Origin of the sequence: Paraburkholderia franconis, assembly GCF_009362735.1 — a bacterium.
GTDB classification, from domain to species: domain Bacteria; phylum Pseudomonadota; class Gammaproteobacteria; order Burkholderiales; family Burkholderiaceae; genus Paraburkholderia; species Paraburkholderia franconis.
The window spans coordinates 32,268-43,956 of sequence record NZ_WHNP01000034.1 but is presented as its reverse complement, the minus strand read 5'-3'; the positions used below and the strand labels follow the sequence as shown (position 1 = coordinate 43,956).

11 protein-coding genes and 1 pseudogene are annotated in these 11,689 nt (G+C 56.1%); 8 read left to right on the top strand and 4 right to left on the bottom strand.

What is annotated here, in order from left to right; all coding sequences use genetic code 11:
• The first annotated feature begins 5 nt into the window (after positions 1 to 5).
• From GCT13_RS29360 to GCT13_RS29335, 6 genes are all read left to right on the top strand, one after another.
• The gene (locus tag GCT13_RS29360) at positions 6 to 827 is read left to right on the top strand and encodes a glycosyltransferase family 25 protein (RefSeq protein WP_152764057.1); all 822 of its coding nucleotides are present in this window, start codon (positions 6 to 8) and stop codon (positions 825 to 827) included.
• Positions 814 to 2,124, top strand: coding sequence for an O-antigen ligase family protein (locus GCT13_RS29355; RefSeq protein WP_227747069.1), 1,311 nt, complete (start codon positions 814 to 816; stop codon positions 2,122 to 2,124). The genes GCT13_RS29360 and GCT13_RS29355 overlap by 14 nt, the downstream gene beginning before the upstream one ends.
• Positions 2,121 to 3,266, top strand: coding sequence for a glycosyltransferase family 4 protein (locus GCT13_RS29350; RefSeq protein ID WP_152764055.1), 1,146 nt, complete (start codon positions 2,121 to 2,123; stop codon positions 3,264 to 3,266). Before GCT13_RS29355 ends, GCT13_RS29350 begins: the two co-directional genes overlap by 4 nt.
• Complete coding sequence (locus GCT13_RS29345; protein ID WP_227747068.1) at positions 3,263 to 4,075, top strand: polysaccharide lyase; 813 nt, start codon at positions 3,263 to 3,265, stop codon at positions 4,073 to 4,075. Before GCT13_RS29350 ends, GCT13_RS29345 begins: the two co-directional genes overlap by 4 nt.
• Positions 4,076 to 4,200: 125 nt before the next feature.
• Positions 4,201 to 4,896, top strand: a complete 696-nt coding sequence (locus GCT13_RS29340; RefSeq protein ID WP_321574694.1) for a WecB/TagA/CpsF family glycosyltransferase — start codon at positions 4,201 to 4,203, stop codon at positions 4,894 to 4,896.
• A 60-nt stretch (positions 4,897 to 4,956) separates the two neighbouring features.
• Entirely contained in the window at positions 4,957 to 5,214 is a 258-nt protein-coding gene (locus tag GCT13_RS29335; protein ID WP_227747067.1) for a hypothetical protein, read from the top strand.
• 139 nt (positions 5,215 to 5,353) lie between these two features.
• On the opposite strand, the pseudogene GCT13_RS29330 reads toward GCT13_RS29335, so the two are convergent.
• A pseudogene (locus tag GCT13_RS29330) lies at positions 5,354 to 6,463 on the bottom strand (IS5 family transposase).
• Positions 6,464 to 6,517: 54 nt separating this feature from the next.
• On the opposite strand from GCT13_RS29330, the gene GCT13_RS29325 reads away from it, so the two are divergent.
• Positions 6,518 to 6,727, top strand: a complete 210-nt coding sequence (locus GCT13_RS29325) for a DapH/DapD/GlmU-related protein (protein WP_152764051.1) — start codon at positions 6,518 to 6,520, stop codon at positions 6,725 to 6,727.
• An 89-nt stretch (positions 6,728 to 6,816) separates the two neighbouring features.
• Here GCT13_RS29325 and GCT13_RS29320 read toward each other — a convergent pair whose 3' ends face one another.
• Together GCT13_RS29320 and GCT13_RS29315 are read right to left on the bottom strand one after the other, a co-directional pair.
• Positions 6,817 to 8,184: an undecaprenyl-phosphate glucose phosphotransferase gene (locus GCT13_RS29320; protein WP_152764049.1), complete on the bottom strand. Its 1,368-nt coding sequence runs from the start codon at positions 8,182 to 8,184 to the stop codon at positions 6,817 to 6,819.
• A gap of 55 nt (positions 8,185 to 8,239) precedes the next feature.
• Positions 8,240 to 9,229, bottom strand: coding sequence for a helix-turn-helix domain-containing protein (locus GCT13_RS29315; protein WP_152764047.1), 990 nt, complete (start codon positions 9,227 to 9,229; stop codon positions 8,240 to 8,242).
• 466 nt (positions 9,230 to 9,695) lie between these two features.
• On the opposite strand from GCT13_RS29315, the gene GCT13_RS29310 reads away from it, so the two are divergent.
• Positions 9,696 to 10,847 carry a porin gene (locus tag GCT13_RS29310; RefSeq protein WP_152764045.1) on the top strand — a complete coding sequence of 384 codons (1,152 nt, stop codon included), beginning with the start codon at positions 9,696 to 9,698 and terminating at the stop codon, positions 10,845 to 10,847.
• A gap of 112 nt (positions 10,848 to 10,959) precedes the next feature.
• Here GCT13_RS29310 and GCT13_RS29305 read toward each other — a convergent pair whose 3' ends face one another.
• On the bottom strand, positions 10,960 to 11,547 hold the full coding sequence (locus tag GCT13_RS29305; protein ID WP_152764043.1) for an NUDIX domain-containing protein: 588 nt from the start codon (positions 11,545 to 11,547) through the stop codon (positions 10,960 to 10,962).
• Positions 11,548 to 11,689: the final 142 nt, after the last annotated feature.

The following is an 11,689-nucleotide window of genomic DNA, read 5'->3' as shown; positions in this document are numbered from 1 at the left end:
TCGTCATGTTCGATGTCCACGTCATATCACTGCCGCGTTCGGGAAGACGCGATTCAATCGGGAGAGTTTTGAGCGAAAAGCGCGTCGCGTTTCGGTTTGCGGATGCTGTGGACGCGCGTATTTTCACCGACGCGGACATAGCGGAATGCTATGACGATGCGGCAGCCCGTCAGCTTTATCGACGTTCGATGACCGCCGCCGAGGTCGCGTGCTTTCTAAGCCACTTATCCGTTTGGAAAGAGATTGCGTCTACCGGCCGCGGTGCCGTTGTACTTGAGGATGACGCGATCCTCGAGCAAGGCTTCTTCGAGCGGGTTCTGCATATGTCCGACGAGCGGCTGGCGTCGATTGCCGATATCGTGTTGCTGGGCAGATCGAAGTTGCCACGCACATGCGCAGCAGCGGCCTATTTCCATGAGCCGCTGAAGCAGTCCACGCTGATGGATGGACTGCGAGTCGGCGCTCCATTCAAGCAGTGGACGTCGGGGGCCGTGGGTTACTGGATATCTGCGCAGGGCGCTCGCCTTGCGGTGGAGAACGCTCGCGGGCCGATTCGCGCGCTACTCGACGATTGGCCGTGGCACATAGATAACGCGGGCGTACGCGTGGCCGAAGTACGCCCGTATGTCGTGTGGGAAAACTTTGAGGTGCTACCGAGCAGTATCGAGGCTGAGCGGCGCGCGTTGACGAAGTCACGTAAAGCAGTTCATGACGCTGCACTATGGCCGCTGCGAATTGTGAGGACCATCTGGCGGTGGGGAGCAGTCGCGATGCTTCGAATGGCTACTTTGATCATGAAAGGGGACTCCCGGCATGAGCGGTCTTGAGCTTGTGGAACATCGCGAGCCGCGGGCGTACATGCGTGGCTTCACGAAGCGGAATCGGATCACGCTGACATCGGCTGTCTTTGCTATCGGCATGGTGCTCTCGCCGATCGCCGATTTTCTTTCGGTACGCGCATCTTATGGCTTCGAAGACGCAGGCGACTCAGGGCGCTACTCGCTTTTGGTCCGTGGCGGAATGGTGTTCGGGCTCATCCTCGTTATGCTGATGCGAAAGAGGATGAAGACATCGAGCCTTCGGACTGCGTTCTTCGCTATTGCCGCCATTGCGGTATCGACGGTTGCTTGGGCGCTAGGCGGTATATCGATCGGTGAGTATCTGCAGCAAAGCGTTTTGGTGCTCAAGGTGTTCTCGTTCTTCGTGTTCTTTGCCGCGCTATCCGGCATGGACGATCGGCAGATCGAAGGGCTTCAGTCACTAATCCGCTTGTCGCTGCTGGTATATGCGCTGTCTATTGTTGCAGGCGCTGTGTTTTCCATCGACTTGTTTCGTAGCTACTGGGGCGACACGCAGATTCGGTCGGGCTACAAAGGCATCATCTATGCACAAAACGAGGCATCCGCGCTGATGATCGTTGGCCTCGCATATGGACTCCAGCGGGTCCTGAGATCCGGGTGGACGCTGTTCAATGCATTCTTGACAGGAAGCATTTTCATCGCGTCATTGCTAGTCGGAACCAAAGCCGCCGCCATCGGCGCACTAATGACAACGTGCTCATACCTTTATGCGAGATACAGCCTGATGCGTGCGACTCTTCAAGCCGCAACGGTCATATCGCTGGTTGCGGGGGCGGCGATTTCCGTTTACCTCACGTCTCAGAATGTGAGGGATGCCGTCGACCTCAGCGTGAGGTACTTCACGTACCAGCACGAGCATGCGAATGGCGAACGGTTCTTGACGGTCCTGCTATCTGGTCGAAACGTCAAGTTCTCGAAGATATGGGACGATGTTTCGCAAAAGGGATTCGTTCCGCTCCTCACAGGTGGCTACCCTGTCGTACGCTATCTCATCGAGATCGACGTACTCGACTTGACGCTCGCCCTCGGTTTGCCGGTGTTCACGCTTTACTTGTGCTGGCTCGGAAAGGCATTCATCCATCGGAGCCGTGGATGCATACAACGGTTCGGAAAGCTGTTTTTCATCGTGCTGATGGCCACCGCCGCAACGGCGGGGCACATATTGGTGTCAGCACTCGTCGGCCCATATCTGGCGATCATTGCGGTGTACCTGTCCCGGGCTGGACGAACAGTGAAGCCGGTAACACGGAATCCCTTACCATGAACAAGAAGGACGCTGAGCGGAGCGGCTGTGGCGTGTCACCTGTAGTACGGGTTCTGCACGTCGGACCGGGCTGGGGGCAGCGGGGAGGAATCGCCTCCGTGCTGGCCGAACTGGCCGGAGAAAGAGAACGATTTGCAGCGCAGGAGATTCTGTTCTCGTTCTTCGAGACGCACGGCTTTCAGAGCATCAAAGGCGTGCTCTCCTTCTTGCTGTTGGATATTCCTCGTTTCTTTGTCGCGATGTGCGGTGACGTGAATATCGTGCATTTCCACGTCTCCGTTCGCGGTTCTTTCTATCGCAAGTACATGTTGTATCTGCTCGCAAGGCTTTTCGGAAAGAAAGCTGCATTTCACCTGCATGCAGGAAATTTTGAGCGTTTCGTCGTTGGTTCCAGCCGCGTGATACGCGATGCGGCGTCCCGGTTCGCGCGTGGGGCGGACGCCGCCGTGGCAGTGTCGTCAGCCATTGGCGACGAGGTGAGCCGATATCGGGGAACACGCGATGGACTCTACGTCATCGGCAATACAGCTCGCATGGCCCAGGCGGCGTCGCATGCGATACCTCGCAAGGCCAACCGGAACACTCCACCCTATATTGCGTTCGTCGGTCGTCTGGCCGAAGGAAAAGGCATCGACGATTTGATGAAGGCGCTAGCCATATTGGCCGATCGCGGCGTACACGTTGGCTTGAAGCTTGCTGGCGGAGGCGACCTCGACCGGTGGAAGCGTGCGGCCAGCGCGCATCGGGTCGATCACAGCGTGGAATTTGTCGGTTGGCTCGAAGGCGAGGAAAAGCTATCGCTGTACAGGAATGCTCGTGTGTTCTGCATGCCTAGTCATTTCGAGTCGTTTGGTATCTCCACGCTTGAGGCCATGTTTCTTGGAGTTCCAGTTGTCGGTACGTCCGTTGGCGGCTTCCTCGACCTGGTGGAGGACGAACGGACGGGGTATTTGGTGTCGCCCGGAGATGTTGAGAGGCTGGTGGACCGGATCCACATTTTGCTGGATAACCCGGATCTCGCTGTTCGCATGGGGGCGGAGGCTGCCAAGAGGGCGTGCAGCCGCTACTCGGTCGAGAAGATTGCAGACCAATACGTTTGTTGCTATCGAAACGTGATGGCGTTGCCTGGCGGAAAGAGATGAAGACCGGACAATCAAAGGCAGGAAAGGTCGCGCTGTTTGCAGCGTTAAACATCCTTACTGCTGTTGTCGGCGCTGAGGTATCGGGCGGGGTTCTGTCCGATTCGCGAGCCGTGGCGCGGATGAAGACCTACGAAACACTCTATGCCAGGAACTGGCTTGATGGCATCGGTTCTGGAATTGGTGTTCAGGCTAACCCGGGCGACATTGCTGTCGTTGACGACCCCGTTTATCCGGGGCGCAAGGTGTTGCGGGTCAGCATTTCGAAAAACGAAAACTTCTCGAAAATCGCGAACGGCGTGCCTAGGGCGGAGCTGCTATTTCCGGAGCCGGTGAGGTTTGCTCAGGGCACAGACTATCTGATTCAGTGGAGCACCTACATTCCCGCGGATTTCGCGTTCGATTCGAAACAGGCTGTGATCATTACCCAGATTCATCAAGGCAAGTGGATAGGCGGGCCGACGGTCGCCCTCGCGCTGCTCGGTGCGCGATATGCGCTGTCTGAGCGCGGAGGGCAAAGTACAGCGAATGTTTCCGCCGGCAAATGGCTATGTTGTGCGGACAAGGATCGTGGCCGATGGGTGAATTGGGCTTTGCGTTATGTGGCCGACGAGAAGGGGTATCACGCGTCGACGCAACTATGGAAGGACGGACGGTCGGTCTTCGAGACGCAGGGTGTCCCCAACGCCTATCTTGGCGTCCAGGATGCGTATCTAAAAATGGGACTCTATAAGTCGGGATGGAATTCAGAACCGTCGGACGTTGATCGAATTGCCATGCTGTTTGGACCAGTTTCTGTCTCAAGCAAGTAAATGAATTCCCGCGCATATCGAACGATAAAGACTGCAAGACAGTATTCGTAAAATAGAAAATTAATATTTTTGGGAAAACAATGCGACGAATAGAGTTGTTCGGTTGTCCAATGGATGTTGCAACGATGGAGGAAACCGTAACGTCGATCTTGCAGCGAATCGACACTAAGGAATTTACTCAGCACGCTGGCATCAATGTTGCCAAATTAGTGCACATGCAGTCGGACCGCCAGCTTGCGATGTCGGTTCGCGGGTGCGACTTCATCAATATCGATGGCATCGGAGTGGTTTGGGCGGCGCGGATGCTCAGACATGAGGTTCCCGAGCGCGTGGCAGGCGTGGACCTTTTCGAGCGCCTGTTGCAGGAAGCCGCACGACGAGGCATTTCGGTGTTTCTCCTTGGCGCGACCACCGAGGTGGTCGCGCGTGTGGCTGAACGGTGTGCATACCTCTATCCTGCGTTGGAAATCGCCGGCTATCACCATGGTTACTTCTGGGACGACGAGCGATCGGTCGTCGATCAGGTTCGTGCGTCGTGCGCACGCATGCTTTTCGTCGCAATTACGTCGCCGGAAAAGGAAAATTTCATCCACCGCTGGCAATCGGAGCTGGGCGTCGATTTTGTAATGGGCGTGGGCGGTACGTTCGACGTAGTTGCAGGCAAAGTGAAGCGGGCACCACGATGGATGCAGAATTCGGGACTGGAGTGGTTCTTCCGCGTAATTCAGGAGCCCCGGCGGATGTGGAAACGGTATTTCGTGACCAACAGCCGATTTGCATTAATGCTCGGAAAGGCGTGGCTCGCGCCGCGTCGGAATTGACGAAATGATCGGGCGCACTGTGGACGGGTTGGCGAAGTCTTGCAATTTGGTGGATAGTACATGATTTACATCTATCGGCTTGCACATTTTCTTTATCGCTTCCATGTTCCGTTTCTTCTATGGTTTTTGAAGGTCATCAACCGAATTATTTTTTCCGTCTCATTACCGGCATCGGCCAGAGTGGGGAGAAACGTAACATTCGGTTATCAAGGGCTCGAGATTGTCGTGCACAGACAGGCGGTGCTGGGCAGCAACATTGTCATATCTCCCAACGTGGCAATCGGCGGGAGAGGGTGTCCCGGTGCGCCGGTCATCTAGCAGGCTGTTGAAATATCCCTTCGTCGTGGCGTGCCATCCCATTCGAAAGAACTGTTGCGTTGAATCGTCGCGTCCAATTTGATGCCGAAGTTCGTTAATTCAGGTGCATCCAATGTCGTTTTTTCGCGTGCCTGCACTTTCATACCACCCGAAAGGCGAGCGTTCGCATACGCGTCAGGGTTGTAGGCCGCCTGGGTGAGCAGGAAGAGTTGGTCGACTCGCTCCAGTCCTCGATACATTGCCTGCCGAATCCTGCCGACGGTCTTGCTCCAGCCAAAGACCTGCTCAATAAATTTGCGCTTGCGCTGACTGATCGCGTAGCCGGGCCAGCGCGTGGTGCGACCGTCGATGGCCGAGCCACCCGCGCGGACCATCGTTTTGCGCCACATGCGGAGTCACGCCGCGTGCGCGGCACGTCGCCACGAAGCCGGCCGTGTCGTAGTTCTTGTCAGCACCGACCTTAATAGGCGTACGGGCGAACTGCGCGGTATCCGCAAGCATCTCAGCCGCTGTGTCACGCTCGGCCGTGCCATTGGCCTGCGTCACCCGTGCGTTCGCCACGAGGCCATGCCGGTTATCAGTCAGCAGGTGGCCCATGTAGCAGAGCATGGCGCCCGTGCCACGACTCTTGCGAAAGAGTCGCGTCTGACTGTCTGTGCTGGATTCATGCGTGTCATTGCTACGCTTCTCGCCATGCCAGTTCTCGTGGGAGTCGGCCCCTCCATCAGGCGGCGTATCGTCGTCCGACTTCGCCTTGCGCACAAAGCTCTTGTGTCCTGCCCACGCCTGAATGAGCGTGCCGTCCACGCTGAAATGTTCGCCCGACAGGTAGGCACGCACGCGCGCCGTCTCGACCGTCTCGTTGAACAGGCTAACAATGACGTCGTGAGCCATCAGGCGGGTCCCGGTTCTTGCTGAAGGTAGAGTGGTCCCACACCGCATCGTCCATTGCCAGTCCGACGAACCAGCGAAACAGCATGTTGTAGGAGATTTGCTCCATCAGCATGCGTTCACCGCGAATCGAATACAGCACCTGCAGCAGTAGTGCCCGAATCAGTTTCTCCGGCGCAATGCTTGGGCGACCGCCTTTCGCGTCGCTCTCGTACATACGCGAGAAGAGCGCATCCATGCGAGTGAGCGCGTCGTTCAGCCAAAGCCGAATGGGTCGCAACAGGTGACTGGCCGGAACGAAGTCATCCAGCCTCGGCATCGTGAACATCGACTCGGTATAGCCGTCCGCTCCGCGCATCGCTTCAGTCTCAGTATTGTCCGGCTCTTCTCAACGTTTACCCCTCATACCCGGATGACCGGTGCGGAAGGTATTTCAACAACCTGCTCGGATGACGTACTTATCGGCGCAGGGGCCTGCATTCTGGGTCCGGTGACCATTGGACGTGGCGCGAAGATCGGCGCGAATGCCGTGGTCCTGAGTGACGTATCGCCCAATGCGACAGGAGTCGGCATTCCGGCGCACATTGTGAGTCGGCCTTGCGAGGCGATCCTTTGTGGGTAAAGCGTGGTATGAAATGTAACAATGAGCGAGACGGAAAATCTCCCGCTGCATCAGTTGCCGGGCTCAAAAAGTAATTTTTTGTTACGCCTTTAATACACACTATTTCCTATAAATCCCCTAATTATGGTCAAGGCGATAATTTTCATATCCATCCAGAATGTCCAATGTCGGATGTAGTGCATGTCAAACTTGACTCGCGCTTCCATCTTCTCGATCTCTGCCGTTTCTCCCCGATACCCGTTCACCTGCGCCCACCCCGTGATGCCGGGCTTGATTCGATACCGGAACATATAGTGCTGGATGAGATCCTTGTAATACTTGTCGTGCTCGACAGCATGTGGGCGCGGCCCTACTACGGACATTTCTCCTTTGAGCACGTTGATAAACTGCGGCAATTCATCGAGGCTCGTACGCCGCAGGACGCGGCCCACTCTGGTGACACGCGCATCTCCCTTGCGCGCCTGAACGACAGAGCCTGGCAGGTCCGCATCCTGAAACATCGTGCGAAATTTATAGATCGAAAAGACATCACCATTCATGCCCATACGGTACTGTCGGAACATGATCGGACCTGGTGACGACAGCTTCACGGCAATGGCGATCGCGAGCAGCGCTGGAGAAATCGCGAGCAACACGAAAAGAGCAAACGCGCGGTCGAATAGCTCCTTCGGCAGAACGTCCCAACTTCGTTCAGGCGTAGCCATGATATTCAGGACTGGAACGCCACGAAAGTCGCCAACTGCCCTAACAGGCATGCTTCCTTCAAACAGCGGCAGCACACGAATATTGACGAACTCGTCCCGAAATTCTTCGATCAAGTGCTCGACGGAAATCGGTTCAAATAGCGGATTGATGATCCAGATTTCCCTAAGATTTTTTATCCGTACAAGCTGCTTGAACGCACTCAATTCGCACACCAATGGGACGTGATCGATTGTGGTATCGCATGGTAGAGAAGGATTGAAAATTACTTCCGGGACGAAGGCATTTCTCGTCGCCTGAGCTATCCGCATGAGCAGATCGACATTCGCTGCGAACGGCGCGACGATTGCGATTCGCGCCGGTGCAAACCGCCACGAACGCAGCAGTGATGGCAAAGCGTGGATTGTGCAACGTCCGGCGACGAGCATGCATGCGGCTATCGTCGTCCACCACAACAACCAATGTTTTCGCAGTTCACCGCCAGGATAGGCATGTGACAACCCAGCCAGAACTAGTTGGGCGATAAACCAGGCGAGCAGGACGCGCATGACACTGGCAAGCGCAGAATTATAACGAAAAGGCCGGTAAACCCTGATAAACCGAAACGTTATAAACGGAAGCATAAGCCCGAGCATGCCCATTAGACCGTCAATATGTGAAAACGTAGTGCGGTCGTGAAAGACGATGCTTTGCGAAATATAGGCGGCCCCCGAAATACAGAGAAAGTCGGTGGCTTTGAAAATAGGCGTCAGCATCGCTTGTATCGATCGATAAAATTCAGAATACGCGGCTTCGTCTCGACAAAAATTCTCATGTCTTTGAGCACGTTGAACGCAACCGACTCCGATACTCTGTCGGAGAAATATGCCAAACCTGCCTAAAAAGTCTCGCAAGGCATTCCCCACCCGTCAGTCCGCATCGTCTTGCAATTTTGTCGACAGGCAGATCGCTCGATTCCAGCATGGCCGCAGCAAGCTCGATGCGCGAACGCCGGAGATGCTCAGAAGGATTGACGCCCATTTCCGCGCGAAAGTGCCGTAAATATGAGCGGTCGCTCATGTTCGCCGTTTGTGCAGCTACCGTAATGGAAATCGACTTGTTGCAATTGCGCGTGATCCACTGCGCGCTTTCCTGAATTTTCTGCCTGATCGATTTGCCGTTATCGCTTGCAATCAAGGCAAGCTCTGGCCGATTTGTATCGGGCAGCAACTCCAGAACACGACGTAGAATGGCAACGCCAAAATCCCGCCGGATTATTTCGAGTGCCTGTCGGATTCCGGAGCGTGGCATCGGCGCGTGTGGGGCAGTGACGCTCCCAGTGTCCATAGCGCGCAAGTCCCTGGTAGGAGTCTGGTTGCCCGCCGTAGACCAGCGACTTGATCCCCCCATCGCGGACAACAACGCGTCGCCGTTACCAATAGGGAAGATCTCGTCTGATTCAACTGTCGCTTCGCGAAGCCATCCATCGGATTGCGTATCCCCCGTTTCACCGCTCGCGACGAATAGTGCTCGCGCTTTACCCAAAAGTTTGATCGATTGTGTCAATACGTCGATGTGCGCCGAGCTGGATATACAACCGCCGTGGCGGGAAACAAAGGCAGTGCGGTAGGTGGGCGTGTCACGGTGTGCGGCCGCGAGAACATGATTCGCTTTATCGAAGACGTCGACGACTTCTGCCACAGGCAACATCGAGAACCCGTCGAATACAAGGATTCCAATAGGGTTTAGGAAGCGACTAAAACCCGGATTGGGCACGGCATGGCGTGAAGTGTATGAGTCAGGACAATGAGTCATCTTCATCAATGCATTCCCTGCTGCGTGACGGCGCCGTGGCGCATGGTGACGAGGGTGTGAGGCGAGGTTCAATACGCGCTTCAACGGACGCCTCATAGAGGCGCAGAGAATACGTAGACGTTTCGACACATCAAATCAGACAATTCCGATTCACCTTGCGGCTGTCTCTGAGAAGAAAGTTTTAACGAAAGCGGGTCATGTCTCGTTAGAACCAGTCTGACAGACCCATTCAATCGCACGAATTGACGCACCAATTGTGGGCGTTTCACAACGAATCTCACACCCGTGAATGCTTCAACTGGACTGCACGCACTAGCTCGGGCAGCATCTCGTCCGCTGCATGCGTTGTGGGTCGATAACACATGTGTGTAAAGCTCCAAAAAGCTTTATATACATTTAGCATGACGAATGAATAGTTGTATAAAACAGAACACAACGAATCACACCTCTACCAACAAACGGAGATCATTCAATGAAAAAACAGGTCATCGCATTGGCCGCCACCGCCGCATTCACCGCTTCCGTCTTTGCACAAAGCAGTGTCACTCTGTATGGCGTGATCGACGAGGGCATCGACTATACGAACAACGTCGGCGGCAACAGCGTAGTCGAGCTGCAAAGCGGCTACGCGCAAGGCAGCCGCTGGGGCATGAAGGGCGCGGAAGACCTGGGTGGCGGCAACAAGGCTATCTTCCAGCTGGAAAACGGTTTCGACCTGAATAGCGGCCGGCTCGGCCAAGGTGGCCGCATGTTTGGCCGTCAGGCGTATGTCGGTCTGTCGAACGATAAGTTCGGTACGGTCACATTCGGCCGTCAGTACGATTCCGTCGTCGATTACCTTGCGCAAACGACGTCAAACGGCAACTGGTCCGGCTATCTGTTCTCGCATCCGTTCGACAACGACAACACGGACAACTCGTTCCGCGTCAACAACACGATCAAATATGCGAGCCCCGACATCGCGGGCTTCAAGTTCGGCGGCACGTACAGCTTCAGCAACGACACGAACTTCGCTAACGACCGTCAGTACAGCATCGGCGCGCAATACGCGACGGGCGGTCTGCTGCTCGCCGCCGCGTACCTGCAGGCGAATAACGCGGGCGCGACGACGGGCGGCGCGATCGCAACCAACGACGCAAGCTTTCTTGCGCAACGTATGCGCGTGTTTGGCGCGGGCATCAACTACACGCTCGGCTCGGCGACGGTCGGCTTTGCGTACACGAACTCGAACTACAAAAACCCGACGGGCAACGGCTATCTGGCCGATCCGGCCGCGATCATCGCGCCGGGCGCGACGCTGAACACACTAAAGTTCCAGAACTTCGAACTGAACGCGAAGTATCAGGTCACGCCCGCGTTCTTCGTCGGCGGCGAATACGTGTACACGATGGAGAGCTACGATGCATCGACGGGCGGCGTGAAGCCGAAGGTCCACTCAGTCGGCCTGATGGCGGACTACAACGTTTCGAAGCGTACGGACTTCTACGTGCAGGGCATGTATCAGAAGGTCGCGGGCGACAAGACGAACTCCGTCATGGACAACGCGTTCATCCTGGGCACACAGGCTCCGTCGTCGACGGCGAATCAGTTTGCGTTCCGCGCAGCGATCCGCCACAAGTTCTAAGCGTCATGTAGCAAGCGACATTCGTGTCGTGAGCTTTCCACGCATTGCCCGTCGCGCTTCATTCGAAGAGCGGCGGGCTTTTTTATGGCGCCCGAATTGCGAACGCGCAAGTTCATTCCCGGAACAAATGCAAAGCCGCATACTGCAGCAGCATGATAGTCTTGCCGTCCATGATCTCGCCTCGCGCAACCATCGTTAGCGCATCGACGAGCGGCAATTCAAGCACTTCGATGTCTTCGCCCTCGTCGATGACTCCGCCGCCTCGGCCCACGCGCGTGCCCGCGTCGTATTCGGCGACGAAGAAATAGACCTTCTCCGTCACCGAGCCCGGGCTCATGAATGCCTCGAAGATTTTGCGCACCGTTTGGACTCGATAGCCCGTTTCCTCTTCGACCTCGGCGCGAATTCTTTCTTCCGGTGACGCTTCCTCGAGCAACCCGCCAGGCGTCTCGATCAACATCCCATCATGGCCGTTGACGAAGGCGGGGAAGCGGAACTGCCGCGTGAGCACGACGGTTCTGCGCCGCAGATCGTAGAGAAGAAGCGTCGCGCCGTTGCCGCGGTCGTAGGTCTCGCGGCTCAACCGCTGCAAGCTGCCGTCGGCGCGCTGATAGTCGAAGGTGGTTTTCTTCAGCACGTACCATTCGTCGGATAGCACCTGCACGTTGACGATACGCACGCGTTCAACGGTTCCGCTCATGTGCACTCCTGTGTCGAGGCCGGAATCGGAGGCGGTGATTCCGGTAGGACGCGTCCCGGATAGGCCGCGCTGTCGAATCATGGTATCGTGCAGATTCATGCAAAATCAAGAAAAATCGTGCATAGCCGAGCAGGTGGCTATC

Bases quoted from the DNA above. Each gene is read 5' to 3' on its own strand.
- GCT13_RS29305 (WP_152764043.1), bottom strand. From the start codon at position 11,547: ATGAGCGGAACCGTTGAACGCGTGCGTATCGTCAACGTGCAGGTGCTA.
- GCT13_RS29325 (WP_152764051.1), top strand. From the start codon at position 6,518: ATGACCGGTGCGGAAGGTATTTCAACAACCTGCTCGGATGACGTACTT.
- GCT13_RS29310 (WP_152764045.1), top strand. From the start codon at position 9,696: ATGAAAAAACAGGTCATCGCATTGGCCGCCACCGCCGCATTCACCGCT.
- GCT13_RS29350 (WP_152764055.1), top strand. From the start codon at position 2,121: ATGAACAAGAAGGACGCTGAGCGGAGCGGCTGTGGCGTGTCACCTGTA.
- GCT13_RS29320 (WP_152764049.1), bottom strand. From the start codon at position 8,184: ATGCTGACGCCTATTTTCAAAGCCACCGACTTTCTCTGTATTTCGGGG.
- GCT13_RS29345 (WP_227747068.1), top strand. From the start codon at position 3,263: ATGAAGACCGGACAATCAAAGGCAGGAAAGGTCGCGCTGTTTGCAGCG.
- GCT13_RS29355 (WP_227747069.1), top strand. From the start codon at position 814: ATGAGCGGTCTTGAGCTTGTGGAACATCGCGAGCCGCGGGCGTACATG.
- GCT13_RS29315 (WP_152764047.1), bottom strand. From the start codon at position 9,229: ATGAAGATGACTCATTGTCCTGACTCATACACTTCACGCCATGCCGTG.
- GCT13_RS29335 (WP_227747067.1), top strand. From the start codon at position 4,957: ATGATTTACATCTATCGGCTTGCACATTTTCTTTATCGCTTCCATGTT.
- GCT13_RS29340 (WP_321574694.1), top strand. From the start codon at position 4,201: ATGGAGGAAACCGTAACGTCGATCTTGCAGCGAATCGACACTAAGGAA.
- GCT13_RS29360 (WP_152764057.1), top strand. From the start codon at position 6: ATGTTCGATGTCCACGTCATATCACTGCCGCGTTCGGGAAGACGCGAT.